This is a genomic window from Haloarchaeobius amylolyticus, assembly GCF_026616195.1.
Taxonomy (GTDB): Archaea; Halobacteriota; Halobacteria; order Halobacteriales; family Natrialbaceae; genus Haloarchaeobius; species Haloarchaeobius amylolyticus.
The window spans coordinates 1798992-1824527 of record NZ_JANHDH010000001.1 but is presented as its reverse complement, the minus strand read 5'-3'; the positions used below and the strand labels follow the sequence as shown (position 1 = coordinate 1824527).

23 protein-coding genes are annotated in these 25536 nt (G+C 66.7%); 15 read left to right on the top strand and 8 right to left on the bottom strand.

Going from position 1 to position 25536, the window contains the following annotated elements; translation table 11 throughout:
• Window positions 1-159 precede the first annotated feature (159 nt).
• From NOV86_RS09370 to NOV86_RS09350, 5 genes are all read right to left on the bottom strand, one after another.
• Window positions 160-2571, bottom strand: a complete 2412-nt coding sequence (locus tag NOV86_RS09370; protein ID WP_267641080.1) for a methyl-accepting chemotaxis protein — start codon at window positions 2569-2571, stop codon at window positions 160-162.
• A gap of 1 nt (window position 2572) precedes the next feature.
• Window positions 2573-3664: a BMP family lipoprotein gene (locus NOV86_RS09365; RefSeq protein WP_267641079.1), complete on the bottom strand. Its 1092-nt coding sequence runs from the start codon at window positions 3662-3664 to the stop codon at window positions 2573-2575.
• Window positions 3665-4014: 350 nt separating this feature from the next.
• Window positions 4015-4971 (bottom strand): electron transfer flavoprotein subunit alpha/FixB family protein, encoded by a 957-nt coding sequence (locus NOV86_RS09360; protein WP_267641078.1) that lies wholly within the window; start codon window positions 4969-4971, stop codon window positions 4015-4017.
• A complete protein-coding gene (locus NOV86_RS09355; RefSeq protein WP_267641077.1) occupies window positions 4968-5768 on the bottom strand; it encodes an electron transfer flavoprotein subunit beta/FixA family protein in 801 nt (266 codons plus the stop codon). The genes NOV86_RS09360 and NOV86_RS09355 overlap by 4 nt, the downstream gene beginning before the upstream one ends.
• A gap of 67 nt (window positions 5769-5835) precedes the next feature.
• Entirely contained in the window at window positions 5836-7176 is a 1341-nt protein-coding gene (locus tag NOV86_RS09350; RefSeq protein ID WP_267641076.1) for a helix-turn-helix transcriptional regulator, read from the bottom strand.
• 152 nt (window positions 7177-7328) lie between these two features.
• Between NOV86_RS09350 and NOV86_RS09345 the strand changes: the two genes are divergently transcribed.
• Together NOV86_RS09345 and NOV86_RS09340 are read left to right on the top strand one after the other, a co-directional pair.
• Window positions 7329-8534, top strand: a complete 1206-nt coding sequence (locus tag NOV86_RS09345; RefSeq protein ID WP_267641075.1) for a DUF7096 domain-containing protein — start codon at window positions 7329-7331, stop codon at window positions 8532-8534.
• A 43-nt stretch (window positions 8535-8577) separates the two neighbouring features.
• The gene (locus NOV86_RS09340; protein ID WP_267641074.1) at window positions 8578-9045 is read left to right on the top strand and encodes a type IV pilin domain-containing protein; all 468 of its coding nucleotides are present in this window, start codon (window positions 8578-8580) and stop codon (window positions 9043-9045) included.
• A gap of 4 nt (window positions 9046-9049) precedes the next feature.
• On the opposite strand, the gene NOV86_RS09335 is transcribed toward NOV86_RS09340, so the two are convergent.
• On the bottom strand, window positions 9050-9748 hold the full coding sequence (locus tag NOV86_RS09335) for a methyltransferase domain-containing protein (RefSeq protein ID WP_267641073.1): 699 nt from the start codon (window positions 9746-9748) through the stop codon (window positions 9050-9052).
• A 153-nt stretch (window positions 9749-9901) separates the two neighbouring features.
• On the opposite strand from NOV86_RS09335, the gene ahaH reads away from it, so the two are divergent.
• The 10 genes from ahaH to NOV86_RS09285 all read left to right on the top strand — a co-directional run bounded on the left by ahaH (window position 9902) and on the right by NOV86_RS09285 (window position 19457).
• Window positions 9902-10234, top strand: coding sequence for an ATP synthase archaeal subunit H (gene ahaH / locus NOV86_RS09330; RefSeq protein WP_267641072.1), 333 nt, complete (start codon window positions 9902-9904; stop codon window positions 10232-10234).
• Between the two features lie 4 nt (window positions 10235-10238).
• Window positions 10239-12434, top strand: a complete 2196-nt coding sequence (locus NOV86_RS09325) for a V-type ATP synthase subunit I (protein WP_368408735.1) — start codon at window positions 10239-10241, stop codon at window positions 12432-12434.
• Window positions 12435-12739: 305 nt separating this feature from the next.
• Window positions 12740-12991, top strand: a complete 252-nt coding sequence (locus NOV86_RS09320) for an ATP synthase subunit C-like protein (RefSeq protein ID WP_267641722.1) — start codon at window positions 12740-12742, stop codon at window positions 12989-12991.
• A 22-nt stretch (window positions 12992-13013) separates the two neighbouring features.
• On the top strand, window positions 13014-13598 hold the full coding sequence (locus NOV86_RS09315; RefSeq protein ID WP_267641070.1) for a V-type ATP synthase subunit E: 585 nt from the start codon (window positions 13014-13016) through the stop codon (window positions 13596-13598).
• Window positions 13595-14656 carry a V-type ATP synthase subunit C gene (locus NOV86_RS09310; RefSeq protein WP_267641069.1) on the top strand — a complete coding sequence of 354 codons (1062 nt, stop codon included), beginning with the start codon at window positions 13595-13597 and terminating at the stop codon, window positions 14654-14656. Before NOV86_RS09315 ends, NOV86_RS09310 begins: the two co-directional genes overlap by 4 nt.
• On the top strand, window positions 14653-14976 hold the full coding sequence (locus NOV86_RS09305; RefSeq protein WP_267641068.1) for a V-type ATP synthase subunit F: 324 nt from the start codon (window positions 14653-14655) through the stop codon (window positions 14974-14976). Before NOV86_RS09310 ends, NOV86_RS09305 begins: the two co-directional genes overlap by 4 nt.
• 3 nt (window positions 14977-14979) lie before the next feature.
• Complete coding sequence (locus NOV86_RS09300) at window positions 14980-16743, top strand: ATP synthase subunit A (RefSeq protein ID WP_267641067.1); 1764 nt, start codon at window positions 14980-14982, stop codon at window positions 16741-16743.
• Window positions 16744-16747: 4 nt separating this feature from the next.
• A complete protein-coding gene (locus tag NOV86_RS09295; protein ID WP_267641066.1) occupies window positions 16748-18154 on the top strand; it encodes an ATP synthase subunit B in 1407 nt (468 codons plus the stop codon).
• 148 nt (window positions 18155-18302) lie between these two features.
• Window positions 18303-18995, top strand: a complete 693-nt coding sequence (locus NOV86_RS09290) for a V-type ATP synthase subunit D (protein ID WP_267641065.1) — start codon at window positions 18303-18305, stop codon at window positions 18993-18995.
• Between the two features lie 69 nt (window positions 18996-19064).
• Complete coding sequence (locus tag NOV86_RS09285) at window positions 19065-19457, top strand: DUF6276 family protein (protein ID WP_267641064.1); 393 nt, start codon at window positions 19065-19067, stop codon at window positions 19455-19457.
• 26 nt (window positions 19458-19483) lie between these two features.
• Here NOV86_RS09285 and prf1 read toward each other — a convergent pair whose 3' ends face one another.
• Window positions 19484-20725, bottom strand: a complete 1242-nt coding sequence (gene prf1, locus NOV86_RS09280) for a peptide chain release factor aRF-1 (protein ID WP_267641063.1) — start codon at window positions 20723-20725, stop codon at window positions 19484-19486.
• Window positions 20726-21035: 310 nt separating this feature from the next.
• Here prf1 and minD point away from each other — a divergent pair, with 310 nt between their 5' ends.
• Window positions 21036-21986 (top strand): cell division ATPase MinD, encoded by a 951-nt coding sequence (gene minD / locus NOV86_RS09275; RefSeq protein WP_267641062.1) that lies wholly within the window; start codon window positions 21036-21038, stop codon window positions 21984-21986.
• 86 nt (window positions 21987-22072) lie between these two features.
• On the opposite strand, the gene argS is transcribed toward minD, so the two are convergent.
• A complete protein-coding gene (argS, locus tag NOV86_RS09270; RefSeq protein ID WP_267641061.1) occupies window positions 22073-23827 on the bottom strand; it encodes an arginine--tRNA ligase in 1755 nt (584 codons plus the stop codon).
• Window positions 23828-24019: 192 nt separating this feature from the next.
• On the opposite strand from argS, the gene NOV86_RS09265 reads away from it, so the two are divergent.
• Window positions 24020-24499: a hypothetical protein gene (locus tag NOV86_RS09265; RefSeq protein WP_267641060.1), complete on the top strand. Its 480-nt coding sequence runs from the start codon at window positions 24020-24022 to the stop codon at window positions 24497-24499.
• Between the two features lie 45 nt (window positions 24500-24544).
• Complete coding sequence (gene twy1, locus NOV86_RS09260; protein ID WP_267641059.1) at window positions 24545-25534, top strand: 4-demethylwyosine synthase TYW1; 990 nt, start codon at window positions 24545-24547, stop codon at window positions 25532-25534.
• The last annotated feature ends 2 nt before the right edge of the window (window positions 25535-25536 follow it).

Genomic DNA, 25536 nt, shown 5'->3' with positions numbered 1-25536 from the left:
AAACGTATGTATCTTTCTTCGATTTCGGATACTTTTCGCCGCTCGGCATGGTGATTCTATCATCGTTCCCGCGTCCGGAGATATGAACGAAAACAGACGGGTAGCCACTGGTTATCTCGAAGACGGGCGACCGGGCGATGCGGGAGTCCGCGGTGGACCTCAGTCGTCTTCGCCCTGGTCCGGCCGGTTCGGTCGCTCGAACTCGAACGCGCTGGTCGCGTCGTCGCTGGCGTCGTCTGCCGGCGCGTCGTCGACCGCGTCACCGGACACGGAGAGCTGGTCGGCCAGAAGCGGGCCCTCGCCCGTCTCCCCCTCCGACTCGGTCTCGAACCGGTCCAGCGCGCGGCTCAGCTGGGACGCCTGCTGGGCCAGGCTGGACGCGCTCTTCGTGACCTCCGACAGCGAGGAGGTCTGCTCCTCGGCGGCGGCGGCGACGTTCTCGGCCTCGGCGGTGGTCTCCTCGGAGATGGTCGCGGCCTCGTCGACCATCGCGACGATATCCTCGGTGGAGGCGGCCTGCTCCTCGGAGGCCGCGGAGATCTCCTGGACGCCGTCGTTGGTCCGCTGGGCGTACGTCGCGATCTGCTCGAGCGCGTCCGCCGCGTTCTCGACCGCGACGCGGTTCTCGGAGACGCGCTTCGAGGTCTTCTGGACCTCCTCGGCGGTCCGGTCGGTCTTCTCCTGGATGCCCTCGAGGCGGTCCTCGATGTCCTCGGCGGCGTCCTTCGTCTCGGCGGCGAGTTCCTTGACCTGCTGGGCGACGACCGCGAAGCCGTCCCCGCCACCGCCACTCCCGTCGGCGGACCCGCGGGAGGCCTCGATGTTCGCGTTCAGTGCGAGCATGTTCGTCTCCTTGGCGAGGTCGGAGATGAACTCGATGAGTTCGTCGATCTGCTCCATCTCGGCCTCGAGTTCCTCGATGGCGTCGACCGCGTCGGAGGACTCCTCTTCGATCTCGCCCATGCTGTCGATGGCGTCCTGTGCCGCGTCGCGGCCCGCACTGCCAGTCTCGGCGGTCCGCTGGGCCAGGTCGGCGACCTCGTTGGAGGAGGCGGCGATCTCCTCGGTGGTCGTCGAGAGCGAGTCCATCTCGGCGGAGACGGACTGGAACTGCTCGTTCTGGCGCTCGGCACCGTCGGAGATCTCCTGGACCGACGTCGACACCTGCTGGCTCGCGCTCTGGACCTCCTCGGCGCTCGCCGTGACCTCCTCGGACGCGCTCGCGACGGAGGTCGCGAAGACGCGCAGTTGCGCGACGGTCTCGTCCATCTGGGCGATCATGTCGTTGAACGCGTTCGCGATGGACGTCATCGCCTCGTTCTCGGACTGGGCGTCCATGCGCCGGGTGAGGTCGCCGTCGGCGACCTGTTGCATCACCTGCGAGTACTCGTCGGCCTTGCGTTCGAGGTGCTTGTTCAGCTGCTCCGCCTCGTTCCGGGCGGCCTCGGCCTCGCTGCGGGCGGCCTCTGCCTCCTGGATCTGGTTCCGGAGCGAGTCGCGCATCTCGGCGAAGCCGTCGTACAGCCGGCCGATCTCGTCGACGCGACCCGTCTCGAGGTCGACGTTCAGGTTGCCCTCCTCCATCTGGCTGGCGCGGTCGCGCAGGCGCGACAGCGGCGTGACGGTCTGGCGACCGAGCACGACGCCGACGAAGCCGAGCGCGACCAGGCCGCTGACCACGATGAACAGGACGTTCTGGCCGACGGTGTCGCGCACGGCGAACGCCGTCTCGGTGTCGACGCTCGTGATGGCGACCCAGTCGGTCCCCTCCACGGGCGCGTACGCGTGTACCTGTCCACCGGCGGTCGCGAACGCCGTGTCGTCGGACGAGCGGGCGGTCTGGAGCCCGTCGCCGTGGACGTTCTGGTCGATGGAGCCGCCGGGCGTCAGGACCGTCCCGCCGTTCTCGTTGATGATGCGGGTCTGGCCCTCCGTCTCGGAGTCCTTGATGGTGTCGAGGTGGCTCTGGATACGCGTCACGACGACCACGTAGCGGTCCTCGGTGTTCGGCACCGCGCTCGCAAAGGCCACCACGTTCCCGCGCGTGTACGGGGTCAGGGGCGACTCGTAGGAGCTGTCGGAGACCCACACCTGGTCGGCCTCCTCGGCGGTCTGGCCCGTCAGGTCAGCCTGGGCCCACGGGACGCCGAGTTCCTCGAGCGCGAAGCCCTCGATGGGGTCCGTGCTCGCCATCACCTCGCCGGTCGAGCTGTTGACCATGTGCATCCCGAGGATGTCCGCGGACAGCCGGGATTCACGGGTCTGCAGGTACCGTTCTGCGGTCCCGTCCTGGTCGCTCCGGAGTTCCTCGCTCGCGGAGACGGCCCGGGTCTGGATGCGCATGCTGTCGGTCCACTCCGAGAGCGAGGACGCCCGGAGCGAACTCGTCTCCTGGAGCTGGACCTTGGTGTTCGATTCGACCGTGTCCTTCGTCTGCACGTAGCCGACGGCACCGACCGACCCGATGACGACGACGACGAGCAGGATGGAGACGGCGAACTTCAGCGAGTAGCGACGCCGGATGAACCCCGGCGTGAGCAGCGCGCCGATGGAGCGAGAGTCGTCCGCCATCTCAGACCTCCTCCGGCGTCGTCGGCACGTCGATCTCCCCGTTCACGATCTTCGACCGGGTGTCGTCGATCTGGTTGGTCGCCGTCTCGGGTATCTGTGGCCCGAGGTCGTTCCCGTACGCCACCGCGACGCCGTCCTGTTCGAGGCCGAGCGACTGGACGGAGCCGCCGTTGTACTCGCCCTCGTGGACGTTCTGGATGGCGTTGAACACCGCCGTGTCGACCCGCTTGACCATGCTCGCGAGGATGACGTTCGCGTACCGCGGGTCGGACTCGGACTGGTCAGAGTCGACGCCGATGGCGAAGCGCCCGTTCTGCTGGGCGGCCTGGAAGACGCCGAGGCCGGTCCCACCGGCCGCGTGGTAGACGATGTCCGCGCCCTCGTCGTACATCGACTGGGCGGCCTGCTTGCCGCCCTCGATGTCGCTGAAACTGCCGACGTACTCGCTGAGTACCTCGACGTCGGGGTCGGCGTGCTTCGCGCCCGCCATGAACCCGGCCTCGAACTTCTTGATGAGCCCGGACTCGATGCCGCCGACGAAGCCGACGGTCTTCCGGTCGAGCCGGGTCTGGCCGGCGCCGGCCGAGAACCCCTGCCCGGTCAGTGCGCCCGCCAGTACCCCCACCTGGAACGAGCCCTCGTGCTCCTTGAACACGTAGTTCGCCACGTTGTCCCGGTCGACGACCGAGTCGACCAGCATGAACCGCTGGTCGGGGTACTGTTTCGCGGTCTTCGAGAGCGGTTCCTGCTGCAGGAACCCGACGCAGACCGTGAGGTCGAACGCCGGTTGCGCGGACTTCGCGTACTGGGCCTGGAGCGTCCCGATCTCGTCGACGCCCGCCGGCACCTCGTTCTTGTACTCGATTCCGTGGCGGACGCGCGCCAGTTTGACGCCGCGGTTGGCCATGTCGTTGAACGAGTCGTCGCCCAGCCCACCGGTCGCGTACAGCATCCCGATGTACGTCTCGCTCTCGTCGAACTGTCTCGTCGCTGTCTCCGTGTCGTCGGCAGGGTCGCCGTCGTCTCCCATCCCAGGAACGACGGACGTGCACCCGGCGAGCGCGGACGCGATGCCACCGCCAGCACCGGCCATTACCGCTCGCCTCGTAGAGGTCCTCTCCATGAGTCGTCAACTATCTTTTCAGGGACTTATATCTGATTGCCGATTTACAATGAGTGTTGTATGGTATTGTTACCCACGTTTTCGAGAGAACGAGTACAGTTCTCATGGGGGTCACGATACCACGGCCCGCCCCGAACTAACAGAGACTAGATGTACCTCTGGATGGCGGACGCTGCTCCGGACCCGCAGAAAAAACAGGACGAAAAACGGGCCGCTCCCTCAGGAGAACTGCTCGGTGAGCGCCGGGACGACCTACGACCACCTTTTTCCGGGTTCCGGGGGAACCACGGAAAAAGCTGGACCAAAAACGGGCCGCTCCCTCAGGAGAACTGCTCGGTGAGCGCCGGGACGACCTCGAACAGGTCGTCGACGATACCGTAGTCCGCGATGTCGTAGATGGGCGCGTTCGGGTCGGTGTTGATGGCGACGATGGTGTCGGCACCCTTCATGCCGGCGACGTGCTGGACCGCCCCGGAGATGCCGATGGCGATGTACACGTCGGGCGTGACGACCTTCCCGGACTGGCCGACCTGCCGGTTCTTCGGGAGCCAGCCGGCGTCGACGATGGGACGCGAGGACGAGACCGTCGCGTCCAGCGCCTCGGCGAGGTCGAAGATGAGGTCGAGGTTGTCCTCCTCCTCGATGCCGCGGCCGACGCTGACGAGCACGTCCGCCTCGCTGATGTCGACGTCGCCGCCGCCGACCTCCTCGAAGCCGGTGACGGTCGACCGGACCGCGTCCTCGTCGATGTCCACGTCGAAGGACTCGACGGCCGCGTCGGCGGTGGCCTCGGTCGTCGGCCACTCGGCGCCACGGATGGAGACCGCGACGTGCTCGGCCGGGACGTCGGTGGTGGTCTCGACCTTCCCGCCGTACATCTCGCGCGTGGCGGTCAGGGTGTCGCCGTCGATATCCATGCCGACCACGTCGCTGACGTAGGGCAGGTCGAGACTGTTGGCCACCGCGGGCGCGTAGTCCAGCCCGTTGACCGAGTTCGGCATGAGCAGGACCTGCGGCCCGATGGCGTCGTAGAGCTGCTCGACGGCCTGGGCGTACACGTCGTGGTTGAACTCCTCACCGTTGGAGACGGTGTGGATGGTGTCGACGCCCTCGAGCTTGAGCTGCTCGGCGAAGTCGTCGAGGTTGCCGGAGATGACGGCGACGTGGAGGTCGCCCCCGGTGGCGTCCGCGAGTTCGCGGCCGGCCGTGACGAGTTCGAAGCTCACGTCGCGCAGTTCACCGCGGCGGTGCTCGGCGATTGCGAGGATGTCGCTCATTGCGCACCCACCCCCTTCTCCCGCAGGAGGTCAGCGAGCTGTGCGGCTTCGTCCTCCGGGCCGCCCTCGAAGTACGTGGCGTCCCCTTCGGACTCGGGTTCGTACATGTCGGTGAGTTCCAGGTCGTTGGCGACGGCCTCGGCGTCCAGCCCGAGGTCGGCGAGCGTCTTGGGGTCGATCTCCTTGCGCTGGGCCATCCGGATGCCGCGCAGGCTGGCGTAGCGCGGCTCGTTGATACCGGTCTGGATGGTGAGGACGGCGGGGAGCTCCACGTCGGTCAGCTCCTCGACGCCACCCTCCAGTTCGCGGTGGACCTTCGCGACGTTCTCGCCCTCGAGCGCGTCGTGGTCGAGGTCGTTCACGACCGCGGCCCACTCGTAGTCGATCTCGTCGGCGAGCGAGACGCCCGTCGCGCCGAACCCGTCGTCGTCGGCCTGGACGCCGCTGAGCACGAGGTCCGGGTCCTCCTCGGCGACGACGGCCGAGAGGATGCGTGTCTTCGCACCGACGTCGAGCAGGTCGGTGTCCGCGAGGGCGTCGTCCCAGACGCGGATCGCACGGTCCGCGCCCTTCGCGAGGGCCATCCGGATGGTCTCCTCGGACCGCTCCGGCCCGATGGTCACGGCGACGACTTCGTCGGCGATGCCGTTCTCCTGGAGCTGGACGGCTTCTTCGACCGCGTAGTCGTCCCACTCGTTGAGGTCGTATTCGAGGTACGTCTCGTCGATGGACGTGCCATCGATCTGGAATTCGTCCTCGACGGCAGCCACCTCCTTGACGGTGACGAGAACCTTCATCAGAGGCAGGTTGTGCCGGCACCTACGTAAATGGTTACGAAACGCCGGTTCCTGTGAAAATCGTTTGTCAGTTGTCGTCGTCGAAGTCGCCGATGCTCTCGCCCGGGAGCGTGATGAGGTTCTCCCGGCCGATGCGGAGCTTCTCGATCTCGTCGTCGTCGTCCATCCCGGAGAGCAACTGCGAGACCTTCGCGTTCGACCAGCCCGTCTCCTTGACGATGTTCGCCTGCTTCATCCGGCCGTTGTTCTGCCGGAGCAGCCGGAGGACCCGCTCCTCGTCGGAGAGGAGCTCGACGTCGATGGGGTCCTCTTCCTCCTCGGCGACGGGTACGGCCTCGTCGGGCTCGGTCTCGTCGACTTCGTCCACCGCGGCTGCGCCGGCACCGGCCGCAGCCGCACCGTCGGTCGGCTCGGGCGTCGTCGCGCCCTCTGCCCCGCCCGCTTCGCTGGGGGCGGTGTCCGGCGACGGCTCGGTCTCCGTGGTGTCGGCGGTTGCGGACTCGTGGCCCCCGTTCGGCGTGGCGGCCGGGGTGGACTGTTCGCGCTCGGTCTGCCAGCGCGCGAACAGGTAACTGCCGGCGCCGACGAGCAGGACGAGGAGGCCGAACCCGAGCAACTGGAGCGGGAGGCCACCCTCGTTCTCCCCGCCAGGGGGCGTCGTCTCCGACCCGGCGCCACCTCGCGGGACGTACACCGCCTCGATGTACCCGGGTTCGAACGTCGCCGGGCCGTCCCAGACGAGGGTGCTGTTCTGTGGGCCCTTGTTCGCGGGCGAGGTGGTGATGACGAAGTTCTCGGGTTCGTTGATGACGAGGCGCTGCCCGTCGTACAGCCGCGGGAACCACGTCTCGTTCTCGGTCCCGAAGGCGTCGCCCACGACGACCTCGCTACCCTGCACCTGCGCGAAGTTCGTCCACGTGAACGTGTAGGTCAGGACGCCGACCTTCGTCTCGTCCTCGGCTTCGGACGTGGTCGGGATGGTCGTCACGGTGCTCGTCCGCGCCGGTTCCCGGACGACCGGTTCCGCCCACGAGGTGTCCCTGATCTGCATCTCGCGGCCGGTCCACGCCCCGGCCTGGTCGGCGAACTGCTGGAACAGCGACGGGGAGAACTGGACCTCCTCCTGGCCCTTCGTCACGGCTCGCCCGTACTGCCTGAACGCGGTCGTCTCGTTCTCGCCCTCGAGGACGTAGCGATACGAGATGGACCAGCGTGCGTCACCGGACGCGGTGACGTTGATCTCGATGATGGTCCCCGGCTCCGCTGGCTCGAACGACGTCTGCTCGCCGGACAGCGACGGCGACGCGGAGTGTGTCCCGGGATGCGCGTCGCTCGGGACGCCGGTGCTCACCCCCGCGAAGAGCGCGAGCACGAGGAGGGCGGCTGCGAGTGCAGAGAGGGACCGCATACAGGTGCGTCCATGCCGCGGGGAAAAAACGCTTTCCATCGAGATAAAACATCAGACGCCGTTTTGAAATGTCTCGCCGGCTCTCGACCGTTTTCGAGGGCGTTCGGGACACGTCGACCGGTTTTTGTATCGTCGCGATGTACGCACGAACAATGAGACGTCTCACGTGCGTCGCCCTGGTGGCCTTCCTCGTCCTCTCGCCGGTCGGGACGATGGCCAGCGCACCAGCCCCCGCCGCTTCTCCCTCCCCCGCACCAGACACCACGACGGTGGTGACCGAGTCCTTCGTGTCGAACGAGACGACCCGACGACTCGAACTCGACACCGTCGAGAGACAGGGGTACGACAGCCCCGGCCTCGACTTCGGGGCCGCGGTCAGCGTGAACCGGGAGACGGTCGACAGCGGGTACGAACTCCAGCTCCTCTCGGTCCGGCTGGCCGCAGCGTCGTCGGACGCGGAGCGCGAAGCCCTCGTCGAGACGGCGATAGCCGAGATGGAGTCGCGCGTCGATACCCTCGAGCGACAGGAACGACAGGCCATCGAAGCGTACGGCACGGGCGAGCTCTCCAAGGCACAGCTCCTGAAGCAACTCGCGTTCGTCGGCCACCGTGCCGAGCAGACGAAAGAGACCATCAGGCGGCTGGAACGGTCGACCGGTATCTCGCTTGGCTACGTCACCAGACAGGCGAACGAGTACAGCAGCCCGGCGCGGCTGGCGCTCTACCAGCGGATGTTCGACGGGGGGTCCGAGCAGGTGGCGGTGCAGGTCCGTGGCTCCCAGTCCGGGGTCGTCCTGCAGATGCTCGTGGAGGCCGGGCCGGACACCGAGTACTACCGCGAGGCGGTCAGACTGGACCACCTCGACCCGGACTCGGCCGAGGGCTTCGCGAACCGGAGCGAGTTCTTCGAGTACATCGAGAACCGCTACCCCTACGTCCGGCAGAGTTCGGGCGCGACCATCTGGGAGTTCAAGCGCGGGAGCTGGTTCTACGAGAGCCCGCTCGACCAGGGGTCGATCCGCATCTACGTCGACGGCTCCCAGCAGAACGTCTACCGGGAGTACCAGCGACTGACGGTCTCCTCGCTCCCCGAGAGCAACAGTTTCAACGCGACCGACTACGGCGTCGAGGTCGTCATCAACGAGACGGCCAACGGGGGCCCGGCCCGCATCCAGGTCCAGAACGTCCTCACCGATGACCCGGTGGCGGCACCCGTGACGGTCGGGGACACCACCATCGGGCAGACGGACGAGGACGGCGTCCTCTGGTACGCCCAGCCGAAGGGAACCTACGAGGTCACCGTCGAACTCCCGCAGGGACCCATCAACGTCACCGTCACGCCGTCGCAGTCCCCGTAGCAGCAGGCGACCCTTTTTATCCGAAGCCGCGGCCAGAGTCGGCGTGCTCTCAGCCCGTGCAGTCTCCCCGGTCGTCGGTACCGCCCTGTTGCTCGCAGTGACGCTCGTGCTGGCGAGCGTCGTGGTGGTCGGCGTCTCGGAGACGCCACCCGCCGAATCGCCCCGGGCCAGTTTCACCGCGACCGCCGACGCCGACACGGGACGCATCAGCGTGACCCACACCGGGGGCGAGTCGGTGGACGTGGACGCCATCCGGGTTGTCGTGACGGTGAACGGGACGGAACTCAGACACCAGCCGCCGGTCCCGTTCTTCTCCGCGAGCGGGTTCGCGCCGGGACCGACGGGGCCGTTCAACACGGCCACGGACCAGACGTGGACTGCGGGCGAGTCGGCGAGTCTCCGGGTCGCGGGGACGAACCACCCGGCGCTCGCGGCGGACTCGCGGGTCGTGGTGACGGTCTACAGCGGAGAACTGGTGGTCGGTCGGGTCGCGACGGTCGCTCGCGGGTAGGGCCTCAGGCTTCGGCTTCGGCGCTGGTCTCGTCCTCGACGGCCTCGCTCGCGACCGCGTCGGCGTCCTCGTCGTCCTTCGTGGGGGCGCGTGCGACGGTCGTGATGGCGATGTCGGGGTCGTAGTCCGGGCCCATCAGCCGGTGCTGGATGTCCTCGAACCCGGCGGCGGTGAACATCTCGTCCGCCTCCTCCTCGTCGTAGAACAGCATGATGGCGTCGGCGACCTTCTGCATCACCGTCGTCTTCGGGTAGTTCGGGCCGACGACGAGCACCTGCCCACCGGGTTTGACCACGCGCCGGAACTCGCGCAGCGCGCGCACGGGGTTCGGCCAGTACTCGATGGAGCCCGACGACCAGATGACGTCGAAGCTATCGGTCGCGAAGGGGAGGCGTTCGGCGTCGCCGAGGTGGAAGTGCACCGGGCCGTGCTTGCCGAACTTGGCGTAGGCCTTCTCGAGCTGGTCGGGACTCTGGTCGAGGCCCCAGACCTCGTCGACGTTCTCGTGGGCCAGCAGCCCCTCGGTCGCGAAGCCGGTGCCACAGCCGACGTCGAGGACGCGGTCGTCCGGCTCGATGTCGAGCATCCCGATGGCTTCCGTCCGCATCTCCTCGTTCCAGATGAACGGGTTGATGGTGTCGTACACCTTCGAGAGATACTTGTAGAACAGGCGTGCACGAGCCTTGTTTTCGAGGATTCCCATTGGCCGGTGGTTAGGAACCTCACGCCATAGTTCTGTCGCGATTGAGTCGTGTCCGAACGTTCGTGAATCGTTGCCACAGTCGGTCGAAACGCCATTCCAGCACCTTTCGCAACTACCTTATAGCCGCTATGTAAACTCACGCGTGTTCAAGCCATGCCGAGGCCAGAGGTTCTCGAACGAATTCAGACGGCCGAGACGGAGGCCGACGACATCGTCGCCGAGGCGGAAGCCGACCGCGACGAGCGCATCGCCGAGGCCCGGGAACGTGCCGAAGAGATCCGCCAGGAGGCGGAGGAGGAGGCACGTGAACTCGAGTCGAACCGCCTCGAGGAAGCTCGCGAGGAGATAGCGGAAGAACGCGAGCAGATCCTCGAGCAGGGAGAGGCGGAGCGCGAGGAACTCCGTACCCGCGCCGAGGGACGCACGAGCGAGGTCGTCGACTACGTCCTCGAAACATTCACGGAGGAGGTACATGCTCAGACCTGAGCAAATGAGCAAGGTGTCCGTGACGGGCTCGAAGTCCGTCATGGACGACGTCATCGAGACGGTACACGACCTCCGCCTGGTTCACCTGAGCGACTACGACGGCTCCTGGGACGGGTTCTCCAACGGGAACCCGGTCGAGGGCGCCGAAGGCGCCTCAGAGAAACTGGTCACGGTCCGCTCCATCAAGAGCATCCTCGGTGTCGAGGCCGAACACGCCGGCCCGAGCCGTATCGTCACGGACGACGCGCTCGACGAGGAGCTCGAAGAGGTTCGCCAGGAGGCGAACCGTCTCGACGACCGTCGGAGCGAGCTCGAGACCGAACTGCGCGAACTCGACGAGCAGATCTCGTCGCTCGCGCCGTTCGCCGAGCTCGGTATCCCGCTCCACCTGCTCTCCGGCTACGACTCGCTGCGCGTCGCCGTCGGTGAAGGCGACGTCGACGCGGTCGAGGCCGAACTCCAGGACGCGAAGGGCATCCGCGAGTTCGACGTCGAGACCGGTGGCGGCGACCTCGTCGCCGTCTTCGCGTACCCCGAGTCGAACGCCCGCGACAGCATCCTCGACGACCTCCTCGTCCGCGCGAACTTCACGCGACAGGAGGTCCCCGACGGCGAGGGCGACCCGTCCGACTACATCGAGCAGCTGCGTCACCGCAAGCAGCAGCTCCAGTCGAAGCTCTCGACGGTCGAGGACGAACTCGAGGACCTGCGCCTCGACGCCGCCGGCTTCCTGCTGGCCGCGGAGGAGCGCCTGTCCATCGACGTCCAGAAGGCCGAGGCGCCGCTGCAGTTCGCGACGACGGAGAACGCCTTCGTCGCCGAGGGCTGGCTCCCGACCGACGAGGTCGACACCCTCAAGCGCGAACTCGACGCCGCGGTCGGCGACCACGCCGAGGTCCAAGAGATCGAACGCGCGGACTACCACGAGGGCCACGCGGTCGGTTCCTCCGAGGTCCAGGACGAGTCTCACGGCACCGGCAGCGGTGCCGAGGCGGCCGCGGACGGTGGCGTCGTCACGATGAACGACGACCCGCCGACCATCCAGCAGAACAACAAGGCCGCAGAGCCCTTCGAGTTCCTCATCGAGATGGTCAACCGACCGAAGTACACGGAACTCGACCCGACCATCATCCTGCTGCTGACGTTCCCGCTGTTCTACGGGTTCATGCTGGGTGACCTCGGGTACGGGCTCATCTACGTCGCGGTCGGCTTCCTGCTGTACACGCGGACCAGCAGCAACGCGCTGAAGGCGCTCGGTGGCATCGGCCTCTGGGCCGGTGGCTTCACGATGCTCTTCGGCATCCTGTACGGCGAGATATTCGGACTGCACGTGCTTGGTGAGGTCCTCTTCGGCGGCAGCCCGCCGATGCACAAGGGGCTCCAGCCCAAGTACCTGGCCTACGGCCAGACCTGGCTCGTCGTGAGCATGCTGCTCGGTCTGTTCCACCTGACGGTGGGGTACGTCTTCGGGTTCATCAACGACATGGACCACGGCTTCGCCGACGCGTTCGTCCACAACGGTTCGTGGGCGACGATGATGTTCGGCGTCTGGATGTGGATCTTCAGCACGCAGGCCGAGGGCCTGAAGCCGGACTTCCTGTTCCAGTCCTTCGGTGGCCCCGATGCCGTCTACAACCTCGGGTTCACCGGCTTCTCGCCGGCCATCGGTAGCCTCGGTCTGGGGCTGTTCGTCGTCGGTCTCGTCGTGATGATCTACGGCGAGGTCCAGCACATGGGCGGCTTCGGCGTCCTCGTCGGGCTGCTCGAGTCCGTCAACGTGCTCGTCAACGTCCTGTCCTACCTGCGTATCGGGGCAGTCATCCTGGCGAAGGCAGGGATGGCGTTCGTCGTCAACCTGCTCTTCTTCGGGGTGTACGTCGTCGAGACGGACAAGGGCGCGGAGTGGCACTTCGGGACCACCCACGACCCGGTCCACATGCTCGAGAAGGGGACCTACCACGGCCACGAGGTCACGGAGGTCATGTTCGGCGGCCTGATGCACGGTGGCATCGGGATGGCGCTCGCCGGCATCCTCATCCTGCTCGTCGGCCACCTGGTCGTCCTGCTGCTCGGTGTCACGAGCGCAGGCCTGCAGGGGGTTCGTCTCGAGTACGTCGAGTTCTTCGACAAGTTCTACGAGGGTGGCGGCCGCGTGTTCGAGCCGTTCGGCTACGAGCGCAACTACACGACCGAGGACTGACCTCGGCCACCGCCGTTCTCACGACCGTTCTCGTTCCGGAGTGGATTCTCCACGGTTTCGAACGATTGTTCACGATTCCTCGCGAAATCTCTCACCATCTGTCAGATTCTTCTCTTCGAGCTGGCAGGAAACCCGGCGTCAATCGAAAGTATAAACCCCTTGGAACCCGCCGATTAGCTGTTATAGCGGCAGAATCGGCGGTTTCTTTTGGGAAGTTTTATGAAGCCAGTACGGTGATTAGCGATTGTCCGGTTACAAACCACGAGGTATACGTAAACATGTTCGAAGCTCTCGCCGACGTCGGTATGACCGCACTGAACAACGTAACAGACATCGCCCTGCAGGGAGAGGGCAACGCTCCTGCGATCCCCGCGGACTCCGGCGCAGCTCTCGGTATCGGGCTGGCCGCGATCGGTGCAGGGTACGCAGAACGCGGCATCGGTGCCGCCGCAGTCGGCGCACTCGCCGAAGACTCCATCTCCACCGGTATCGGGATCGTTCTGACGGTCCTGCCCGAGACGCTGGTGATCTTCGCGCTGGTCGCGCTCTTCGTCTAAACCGCTCCCCCCACTTCTTACAATGAGTTTGGAAACAGTCGTTGAGGACATACGAGACGAAGCCCGCGCGCGTGCGGAGGAAATCCGCGACGACGCAGAGGCGGAGGCCGAGGAGATCATCTCGGAGGCCCAAGCCGACGCCGAGGAGACGCTCGAAGAGGCAGAGCGCGCGGCCGAACGAAAGGTAGAACAGGAGCGCGAGCAGCAGCTCTCGAGCGCCAAGCTCGAGGCCAAGCAGATGCGCCTCGAGGCACGACGCGACGTCCTCGAACAGGTCCGTGCGGACGTGGAATCGGAGATCGCCGGCCTGTCCGGCGACCAGCGCGAGGAACTCACCCGTGCGCTGCTCGACGCAGCCGCCGAGGAGTTCGAGAACGTGGACACCGCATCCGTCTACGGTCGCGCCTCCGACGAGGACCTGCTCACGGACATCCTCGCCGACTACGACGGCTACGAGTACGCCGGCGAGTACGACTGCCTCGGCGGCGTCGTCGTCGAGAGCGAGGAGAGCCGTCTCCGCGTCAACAACACGTTCGACTCGGTGCTCGAGGACGTCTGGGAGGACAACCTCAAGGAGATAAGCTCCCGGCTGTTCGACGAGCAATGAGCCAGAGCGACCGCGGTTCGAATCCCGAATACGTCAACGCCCGCGTCAGGGCACGTCGAGCGAAGCTGTTCGGCGACGAGGACTACCGGAAGCTCGTCCGCATGGGCCCGGGCGAGATCGCCCGCTACATGGAGGAGACCGAGTACGAGGCCGAGATGAACGCGCTCGGCTCCCGGTACAGCGGGGTCGACCTCATCGAGTACGCGCTCAACCGTAACCTCGCGAAGAACTTCGACGACGTGCTGGAGTGGTCGAACGGCCGCATCTACAACCAGGTCGCGGCGTACCTGCGCAAGTTCGACGCGTGGAACGTCAAGACGGTCCTGCGCGGCCTGTACGCGGAGACGCCGGCCGAGGAGGTCGAGGACGACCTCATCAACGCCGGTGAGTTCGAGGAAGGCTTCCTGCAGCGACTCCTCGAGGCACAGTCCATCGAGGACGCCGTCGAACTGCTCGACGGGACCCTCTTCGGCCCCGGCCTGCAGTCGGCGTTCGAGGAGTACCAGGAGGCGAACGTCCTCGTCCCGCTCGAGAACGCCGTCGACCGCGCGTTCTACGAGCACCTGCTCGACGAGGTCGGCTCGCCCGACGCCGTCGACAGCCCGGCCGCGCTGTACCTGGAGTTCCTGCAGGCGGAGATCGACTTCCGCAACGTCCGGAACGCGCTGCGGCTGGCCCGCAGTGGCGCGGACATCGACCCCTCGGAGTACTACATCGAGGGTGGGCGACTGTTCGACGCCGCGGAACTCACGCAGCTGGTCGGCAACACCGACGAACTCGTCGCACGCATCCGCGACAGCACGTACGGTGACGACCTCTCGGCCGCACTCACCGAACTGGAGGACGCAGAGAGCCTCATCGGCTTCGAGCGCGCGCTCGACGCGGCCCTGCAGGAGTACGCGGACCACCTGTCCCACGTGTTCCCGCTCTCTATCTGTCCGGTCCTCGCCTACCTCATCGCGAAGGAGCGAGAGATCGACAACATCCGCGCCATCGCGCGCGGCAAGGAAGCGGGCCTGAACGAAGAGGAGATCGAAGCGGAGCTGGTGACCATATGAGCCAGGAGATAGCTGTCATCGGCAGTCCGGACTTCACCACCGGGTTCCGGCTCGCCGGCGTGCGGGCGTTCGAGAACGTCCCGGACGACGAGAAAGAGGCGGAACTCGACGACGCCGTTCGGCGCGTCGCGGAAGACGACGGTATCGGCATCGTCGTCATGCACGCCGACGACCTCGACTACCTCTCCCGCGACCCGCGGAAGACGGTCGAGACCAGCGTCGAACCGGTGTTCGTCACGCTGGGTGGCGACTCGGGAAGCAGCGGACTGCGCGACCAGATCAAACGAGCCATCGGCATCGACCTGATGGATGAAGACTAAACCATGAGTCAAGCAACAGAATCCGACTCCGTCCGCGAGGACGGCGTCATCGAGAGCGTGAGCGGTCCCGTCGTGACCGCTGCGGACCTCGACGCCCGGATGAACGACGTCGTCTACGTCGGCGACGAAGGTCTGATGGGCGAGGTCATCGAGATCGAAGGGAACCTGACCACGATTCAGGTGTACGAGGAGACCTCCGGTGTCGGCCCCGGCGAACCCGTCGAGAACACGGGCGAGCCGCTGTCGGTCGACCTCGGGCCGGGCATGCTGGACGCCATCTACGACGGCGTCCAGCGCCCGCTCGACGAGCTGGAGGAGAAGATGAACTCGGCGTTCCTCGACCGCGGTGTCGACGCGCCGGGTATCGACATGGAGAAGACCTGGGAGTTCACCCCCGAGGTCGAAGAAGGTGACGAGGTCGCCGCGGGCGACATCGTCGGGACCGTCCCGGAGACCGAGAGCATCACCCACAAGGTGATGGTGCCGCCCGACTACGAGGGTGGCGAGGTCACGGCCATCGAGTCCGGCAACTTCACCGTCACGGAGACGGTCGTCGAGCTGGACAACGGCGAGGAGATCTCCATGCACCAGGAGTGGCCGGTCCGTCGTGCCCGTCCCTCCGAGGAGAAGCGCACGCCGCGCGAACCGCTCGTCTCCGGCCAGCGTATCCTCGACGGCCTGTTCCCCATCGCGAAGGGTGGGACGGCCGCGATTCCGGGGCCGTTCGGCTCCGGGAAGACGGTCACTCAGCACCAGCTCGCGAAGTGGGCCGACGCGGACATCGTCGTCTACGTCGGCTGTGGCGAGCGTGGCAACGAGATGACCGAGGTCATCGAGGACTTCCCGGAGCTGGAGGACCCGATGACGGGCAAGCCGCTCATGTCCCGGACGTGCCTCATCGCGAACACGTCCAACATGCCGGTCGCCGCGCGTGAGTCCTGTGTGTACACGGGTATCACCATCGCGGAGTACTTCCGCGACATGGGGTACGACGTGGCACTCATGGCCGACTCCACCTCGCGGTGGGCGGAGGCCATGCGCGAGATCTCCTCGCGTCTCGAGGAGATGCCCGGCGAGGAGGGGTACCCCGCGTACCTCGCCGCGCGCCTGAGCGAGTTCTACGAGCGTGCCGGCAAGTTCGAGAACATCAACGGCACGGAGGGCTCCGTGTCCGCCATCGGTGCGGTCTCGCCCCCGGGCGGTGACTTCTCCGAGCCGGTCACGCAGAACACCCTGCGTATCGTGAAGACGTTCTGGGCGCTGGACGCGGACCTCGCCGAGCGTCGTCACTTCCCGGCCATCAACTGGAACGAGTCCTACTCGCTGTACAAGGACCAGCTCGACCCGTGGTACCGAGAGAACGTCCGCGAGGACTTCCCGGAGAAGCGGCAGTGGGCCGTCGACGTGCTCGACGAGGAGGCCGAACTGCAGGAGATCGTCCAGCTCGTCGGCAAGGACGCCCTGCCGGAGGACCAGCAGCTGACCCTCGAGGTCGCGCGCTACCTCCGTGAGGCGTGGCTCCAGCAGAACGCGTTCCACGACGTGGACACGTACTGCGAGCCCGAGAAGATCTACATGATGCTCGACGCCATCAAGACGTTCAACGACGAGGCGTTCAACGCGCTCGACGCTGGCGTCCCGGTCGACGAGATCCAGAACATCGACGCCGCCCCGAAACTGAACCGCATGGGCGTGCAGGACGACTACGAGGAGTACATCGCAGAGCTCGAGGACGAGCTCGCGAACGAACTCCGCGAGAAGTACTAAGACAATGAAGGAGTACCAGACGATTACAGAGATCAGCGGTCCGCTGGTGTTCGCCGAGGTCGACGAGGCCATCGGGTACGACGAGATCGTCGAGATCGAGACCCCGAACGGCGAGACCAAGCGCGGCCAGGTGCTCGAATCCTCGGAAGGCGTGGTTGCGATCCAGGTCTTCGAGGGCACCGAAGGTATCGACCGCAAGTCGTCCGTCCGCTTCCTGGGCGAGACGATGAAGATGCCCGTCACCGAGGACCTCCTCGGGCGGGTGCTGGACGGGTCCGGTCGCCCCATCGACGGCGGCCCGGACATCGTCCCCGACGAACGCCGCGACATCGTCGGTGCGGCTATCAACCCCTACTCCCGCGAGTACCCCGAGGAGTTCATCCAGACCGGCATCTCCGCCATCGACGGCATGAACACCCTCGTCCGCGGGCAGAAGCTACCCATCTTCTCGGGCTCCGGCCTGCCGCACAACGACGTCGCACTGCAGGTCGCCCGGCAGGCGACCGTCCCGGAGGAGGACGAAGGTGGCGACGACGAGGGGACCGAGTTCGCAGTCATCTTCGGCGCGATGGGTATCACGGCCGAGGAGGCGAACGAGTTCATGGAGGACTTCGAGCGCACGGGCGCACTCGAGCGCTCCGTCGTCTTCATGAACCTCGCGGACGACCCCGCAGTCGAGCGGACGGTCACCCCGCGTCTCGCCCTGACCACCGCCGAGTACCTCGCGTTCGACAAGGGCTATCACGTGCTGGTCATCCTGACGGACATGACCAACTACTGTGAGGCGCTGCGCGAGATCGGTGCGGCCCGCGAGGAGGTTCCGGGTCGCCGTGGCTACCCCGGGTACATGTACACCGACCTGGCCCAGCTCTACGAGCGCGCCGGTCGTATCGAGGGCCGCGAGGGCTCCGTCACGCAGCTGCCCATCCTCACGATGCCGGGTGACGACGACACGCACCCGATTCCGGACCTGACCGGGTACATCACCGAGGGGCAGATCGTGATGGACCGCGACCTGAACTCCCAGGGCATCCAGCCGCCGATCAACGTGCTGCCGTCCCTGTCGCGCCTGATGGACGACGGTATCGGCGAGGGCCTCACCCGCGGGGACCACGCCGACGTGAAGGACCAGCTCTTCGCCGCGTACGCGGAGGGTGAGGACCTGCGCGACCTCGTGAACATCGTCGGCCGCGAGGCACTGTCCGAGCTGGACAACAAGTACCTCGACTTCGCCGACCGCTTCGAGGAGGAGTTCGTCCAGCAGGGGTACGACACGGACCGTACCATCGACGAGACGCTCGACATCGGCTGGGAACTGCTCTCGACGCTCCCGAAGGAGGAACTCAACCGTATCGACGAGGACCTCATCGAGGAGTACTACGTCGAGGAAGCGCAGGCCGTCGAAGCGTAATCGCGGTATCTTTCTCTCTCTTCGCAGATGGCCAGCGACAGCGCCGGCCAGACACGGGCACGGCCCGGTGAGACTCGCGGTCTCGCACGCGCTCGCGCGTGGAGTCAATCGTAAAGGGTTAACAGGCTGGGTGTGCAACCCCCTCGTAATGGCCAACGACGTCAAGCCGACTCGGAAGAACTTGATGGCGATCGAGGATCGCATCGAGCTGTCCGAGCGGGGTCACGACACGCTGGAGCAGAAGCGCGACGGCCTCATCATGGAGTTCATGGACATCCTCGACCAGGCACAGGACGTCCGGGAGAACCTGGAGGAGAACTACGACGAGGCCCAGAAGAAGATCAACATGGCGCGCGCCATGGAGGGCGACGTCGCGGTTCGCGGTGCTGCCGCCGCACTGAAAGAGCACCCGGAGATCACGACGGAGTCCCGCAACATCATGGGGGTCGTCGTGCCCGAGATCGAGTCCTCGAAGGTCCAGAAGTCGCTGGACGAGCGCGGCTACGGTGTGCTGGGCACCTCCGCGCGCATCGACGAGGCCGCCGAGGCCTACGAGGAGCTGCTGGAGACCATCATCCTCGCCGCCGAGGTCGAGACGGCGATGAAGAAGATGCTCTCCGAGATCGAGACGACCAAGCGCCGTGTCAACGCACTCGAGTTCAAACTGCTGCCCGAACTCCGCGAGAACCAGGAGTACATCGAGCAGAAGCTCGAGGAGCAAGAGCGCGAGGAGATCTTCCGCATGAAGAAGATCAAGGACAAGAAGGAAGAAGAGGAGAAGGAAGCACGCGAGGCCGAAGAAGAAGAGACCGAGGCTGGCGTCGTCGCGGCCCACAACTGACTACCCTTCGTTCTCTCTGCTCTCCGGTCGCCGCCTAGCTTTTAGGCGATTCGGCCTCTCCGTTCTCGTATGCAGTGTTCCGAGTGTCGGTCAGAGAGCGTCCCGTTCCAGGTGTCAGACGAGGTCGCGTCGTACGCTCCCGGTGGCGGCGAGGCGGCGGCCATCTGCACGGCCTGTCTCCACGTCCAGCCGGCCGAGACCGCCCCGGCGAGTGCGGACCTCACACAGGTGAGCGAGGCGTTCCCCGCCGACGAGGCGGCCGCGGTCGACATGGCGCTGGTCGTCGGGTTGCTGTCCTCGCTGGCGTTGAACCGCACGAAGATAGAGGAGCTGCTCGAACGCGTCGAGGAGCGCGGTGTGGACCCGATGCTCGTACTGGAGGAACTGGAGGCGGACTCGCACCTGCAGCCGTCGGTCGCCATCGGGCGGCGACGGCGACAGCTGGAGCAGTTGCTCGGCTAGGGTGAATCGCAGGAGGACGGGGGTGTCTAGACGCCGGTGGAGTAGCGCAGGATACCGGCGATGCCACCGAAGGCGTTGAGGAGCTGTTCGCCCTTCTCGAAGTCGGTGGAGATGAACTTCGTGTCGGTGCCGCGCTGGTCGGCGATGTTCATGAGGAACTCGATGACGTCCTCGCGCTTCTCGACCTCGGCCTCGGAGCCGTCCTCGCAGGTGTGCGTCGGCGTGTTCTTGCGGGCGTCGATGATCTCGTACTCCTCGGTGCCGCCGCAGTCGTAGACGACCACGTCGTCGCGGAGGTCCTCGGAGATGAGCAGGGTCTCGACCGACCCCATCACGAGGTTCTGGCGGGTCGGCTCGAACCCGTAGGTCGCCTTGTTCCCGTTGTGGAGCTGCTTGAAGAACGTCTCCATCAGCTCCTTGTCCTCCATGATCTCGGCGTCGGCCAGCACCTCCTGGCCGGCGTCGACGAGGTCGTAGAGGCCGGACTCGTCGGTGTAGGCGACGTCGAACTTGCCAAGCACGAGGTCCTGGACCTCGTGGTGGAGGTACTCGCCGTCCATGAACTCGTCCTTGGTCGGGGAGGGGCCGCCGACGAGGACGCCGTCCATGTCGTGGCGTTCGGGGACGAACAGGTCGTTGGCCATCTCCGCGACCTCCTGGTAGAAGTTGTCGATGGCCTCGAGGCGGAGCCGGGCGAAACGCTGGGCGGACTGGCCACCCTTGCGCTGTTTCCCGGGGACGAGCGAACTCGCGGACTTGACGGGTTCGACGCGCTTGCCGCGGAGCCAGCCGACGTTCGCCTCGCGACGGTCGAGGACGATGAGGCCGTAGAGGCCCTTGTCCGCGAGCATGTGCTCCAGCGGTTCCGTGAGGAACGCGGAGTCACAGTGGTAGCGGAACGACTCGACCGGCTGGGGCGGTCCCTCGAGTACCTTGGTGACCATGTCGGTCTGGCCGCCGCCGGCGTCGATGGCGCCCGAGAACAGCACCATCCCGTTCTCCGGCGGGTTCTTGTAGTACCGGAGGCGGTCCTTGATGCTCGTCAGGGCGTCCTGGACGTTGGTCCGCGTCTGCTTGGACTTGATGTTGGCTGCCTCGCTGTGCTCCTGGGTGACGTGGGCGACAACGTCGCTGATCTGCTTGTCCTCGGGGACGTAGATACTGACCAGCTGGGTACCCGACCCTTCGTACTGCTGGAGTTCCTCGATGACCTTCTGGAACTCGTACTTCTTTCGGTCGGACTGCGCCTCGCCCTCCTGCTCGCTCATTGGCGAGTCTAGGCCGGGCGGGCGGTAAGTAACTGTTCCTTGCGGTTCGTGTGCCCACACGTCCCACGGTAGCGGGCCTGGGACGGCGGTTCAGGGTTTATCAGCGATGCCGGGGCCAGAGGGGGTGTGCCCTGACGTGGGCCGGTCGGGTGGCCGAGGCGGGTGCGCGGCAGACCCCCGACCGGGAAGCGACTGCCGCCTGTTCGCCCCCACAGCAGCGACGCCTGCCGTGTCCACACCACCGCCGGATTCCGTGCTACGGTGTCGCCCTCAATGTTTTATTAGTCGTCCGGCAGTCTGTCCACCTAGCATGAACACAGAGGAGTCGGTGTACGCTATCGCGAGCGGCAAAGGGGGTGTCGGGAAGACCACGACGACGGTGAACCTGGGGACGGCGCTGGCGGGCGCGGGCAACCGCGTCGCTATCGTCGACGTCGACCTCGGGATGTCGAACCTCGCCGGGTTCGTCAGTCTCTCGCCCGACTCGGTCACCCTCCACCAGGTGCTCGCGGGCGAGGCCGACGTGATGGACGCGACCTACCAGCTGGCGGACGGTATCTGGGCGGTCCCGGGCGGGAACGAACTCGACAGCTACGCCGCGGTCAAGACCGAGAACCTCCGTGACGTCGTCGACACGCTCCGCGAGGAGTTCGACTTCGTGCTGCTCGACGTCGGCGCCGGCGTGAGCCACGAGACGGTCCTCCCCCTCGGCCTCGCGGACCAGGTCGTCATCGTCTCCACGCCCGAGCCCGCCTCCGTGCAGGACGCGAAGAAGACGTGCGAACTCGCCGACCGCGCCGGCGGCTCCATCGCCGGGCTCGTCCTGACCCGGACCCGCCCGGGCAGCGACATCGACCACGAGGAGATCGCCGCCGGTCTCGACCTCCCGCTGCTCGCGACCGTACCGGAGGACGACGCCGTCAGGACGAGCGTCTTCGCGGGGACGCCACTGGTCGTCCACGCCCCGAAGACCGCCGCGTCCCGGGCGTACCGTTACCTCGCCGCCCGGCTCGTCGGCGAGGCCTCGCCCGAGGAACGGCCGCGGTTCGAACCGCGCCGGAAGCGCCAGCGTCCCGACACCGACGGCGGGAACCAGGGCCAGAATCCCGAGGACGACGCCCAGGCGGCCAGCGAGGACGACGTCTCGGCGGCCATCTCCGAGGTCGACGACGACGACGACGACACCGCGTCCGACGGCGGTGCCGACAGAATCGAGATTCCCGACGCCGAGGCCGACGGCGGGACCGACACCTCCGAGTAGCGACTCTTCGCGGCGAGCGACTCTTCTCGGGCTCTTCGGGTCGAAAACGAGTGCGTCCGTAGCGCTGGTCGAGCGACCAGCCGGCGCTACATCGAGTGGGGCGCGGCGACGCCGAGGATGGCCAGCGCGTTCGCGATGGTGTGGCGAGCAGCGCCCACGAGCGCGATGCGTGCCTGGCGCAGGTCCTCGTCCTCCTCGGAGAGGACCGGGCACTCGCGGTAGAACGCGTTGAACGTCTCCGCGAACTCGCGGGTGTACGTCGCGACCGTGTGCGGTTCGAGGTCCTCGGCGGCGGCCTCGACGACCGCGGGGAAGCGCGCGATGACGCGGAGCAGGTCCTCTGCCTCCTTCGCGGTGAGGACGCTCGCGTCCACCGCGTCGGGGATCTCCTCGGCGTCGTCGAGGATGCCACAGCAGCGCGCGTGGACGTACTGGACGTACGGCGCGGACTGGGCCTCGAAGTCGAGCGCCTGGTCCCACTCGAAGGTGATGGCCTTCGTCGGCTGCTTGGAGACGATGTCGTAGCGGACCGCCCCGATGCCGACCTGGTGGGCGATGCGCTCGACGTCCTCGTCGGAGAGGTCGTCGTCACGGATGCGGTCCTCCATGCGCGTCTCGACTTCGTCGCGGGCGCGGGCGATGGCCTCGTCGAGCAGGTCGTCGAGGTCGACGCCGGTGCCGGCGCGGGTGGACATCCCGAGGCCACCGGGGAGGTTCACCCACGAGAAGATGACGTTGTCGAGCTGCTCGACGTCGTTGCCGAGCAGGTCGAGCGTCGTCCGGAGCTGGTCGGCCTGCAACTTGTGGTCCTCGCCGAGGACGGTGACGGCGCGGTCGTAGTTCTCGAACTTCCACTCGTGGTGGGCGAGGTCGCGGGTCGTGTAGAGGCTGGTGTCGTCCGAGCGCAGGAACACCATCTTCTTGTCGATGCCGTGGTCGCTCAGGTCGAGCTGCCAGGCGTCCTCCTCGTAGACGGCCTCGTCGAGTTCCTTGAGGCGGTCGACGAGGTCGTCGGTTGAGCCGTCGAACATGAACTGCGTCTCCTTGACGAACCGGTCGAACTCGGCGGGCAGGCGCGCGAGACACTCCTGCATGCCCGAGAGCACCTGGTCGACGACGGTCGAGACGCGCTCGAAGGTCTCCTCGTCGCCCTCCTCCAGGCCCTGCATGATGGCCTGGATCTCGGCCTCGGCTTCCTCGACCTCGTCGGCGGGGCCCTCCTCGAGGAACGCGTTGCCCTTGCGGTAGTAGCGGACGAGGTCGTACTCGATGCGGTCGCGCTCGGGTTCCGAATCGAGGTCGTCCTCGTCGAAGGTCTCGTAGGCCCACGTGAACACGGCCATCTGGCGGCCGGCGTCGTTGACGTAGTAGTGGCGTTCGACGTCGTAGCCGGCGTACTCCAGCGTGTTGGCGACGGCGTCGCCGACGATGGGGTTGCGGGCGCGCCCGACGTGGACCGGCCCGGTCGGGTTCGCGGACGTGTGCTCGACGACCACGGACTCGTCCTTCGCGGGGAGGTTCCCGTAGTCCTCGGCCTGGCTCTCCTGGAGGGTCCCCTGGAAGTAGGCGTCGCTCGGCAGGACGTTGACGTAGGGGCCCTGGGTGTCGACGGCGCCGATGTACTCGTAGTCGTCGGGGTCGATCTCGGCGGCGACGTCGGCGGCGACCTTCGGCGGCGGTGCGCCGACCTCGCTGGCCAGTCGGAAGGCGACGCTGGAGGCCAGGACGGCCGGCACGTCTTCCGGTGGCTCCTCGATGCCGAGGTCGTCTGTGGGGAGGTCGAGCGCGGCGAGCGCCCCGGTGAGGGCGTCCTCGACCTCCGTCCGTAGCTGCAGGAACATACGCCCACGTACCTCGTTCGCGGGTAAAGGGGTTTCTGAATGGGGAGCGCACCGGGCCGCCGGGGCACGGTCCACGAGGCCGGCAAGCCCCCCGCCGGCAGCGACTCGCAACAGAGCGCAACGGTCTGCAACGCAGTGTAGGGGACCTTACCGGGTGCGTAGGAATGGTGACGTGGCCCATACCAGTGCCCGATGGGACAGTTCCAGCGAGCGCTCTCGGTGGTCGGAATCGTGCTGCTCGTCACCGGCGTCGCGGTGGCGATGGTCGGCCCCGGCGCGTCCGGGCCACGAACCGCCGACTCGTCGGCGCCGTCGACAGCCGAGGCGACCGACACCGAGGCGGCCCAGTCGACCGCGACCGCGACAGCCCGGTCGACCGCGACCGAGACGCAGTCGTCGCCCGACACGACGACGGGCGAGGAGGACAACGTCCTCGTCGTCGGTGACGATGAGGAGACGACGGACGAGACAGCGCGGACGACGGAGGACGAGATGGAGATGCCCGACGACGACTCCGAAGACGACGGGCCCGGGAAGAAGGAAGGGCACGACGGGGACGGCCCGCCGGGACAGGAGAAGAAAGACGATGACGAGGACGATGAGGACGACGACGAGGATGAGGACGATGAAGAGGAGGACGACGACGGCGGCATCGTCGTCACGCTGGGCTGACCCGCACCAGTTCGTTTTTCCCCTCGGCCGCCGAACCCGCCCCCAATGAGCGACTCCGAGGAGGCCGGGGACGGGCCGATGCAGGTGTCCAGCCCGAACTACCACAGCGTGAACCACACCGCCGCCCAGACCTGCGGGTGGACGAAGAACGCACTGACGGGTGACGGGAAGTGCTACAAGTACGCCTTCTACGGTATCGAGTCCCACCGGTGCATGCAGATGACGCCGGTCGTCAAGTGCAACGAGCGCTGTGTCTTCTGCTGGCGCGACCACGCCGGGCACGCCTACGAACTCGGGGACGTGGAGTGGGACGACCCGGCGGCGGTCGCGGACGCGACGCTCGAACTCCAGCGCGAACTGCTCGCGGGCTACGGCGGGAACGACGAGGTCCCTCGCGAGGTGTTCGAGCAGGCGATGGACCCCCGCCACGTCGCCATCTCGCTGGACGGCGAGCCGACGCTGTACCCCTACCTGCCCGAACTCATCGACGAGTTCCACGCGCGGGACATCACGACGTTCCTCGTCTCGAACGGGACGAACCCCGAGCTGCTCTCGCGGTGTGACCCCACGCAGCTCTACGTCTCGGTCGACGCCGCCGAGCGCCACACCTTCGACAACGTCGTGAAGGCGGTCGACGACGACGCGTGGGAGAACCTGGTCGACACGATGGACGTGCTCGCGGCGAAAGAGGACACCAGAACCGTCCTCCGGACGACCCTCGTGCAGGGCGAGAACATGAAGGACCCCGACTGGTACGCCGCGTTCTACGAGCGTGCCGACCCCGACTTCGTCGAGCTGAAGGCGTACATGCACGTCGGGCACTCGCGGGGTCGCCTCGACCGGTCGGCCATGCCCGACCACGAGGCCGTCGTCGAGTTCGGCGAGGCGGTCGCCGAGCACATGCCCGAGCACGACCACCTCAAGGACGTGCCCCAGTCCCGCGTCGTCCTCCTCTCGAAGACGGCCGACACGTGGGTCCCGAAACTGCAGAAGGACAGCGACTTCTGGGCGGACGACCCGCTCGTCGAGTACTGACG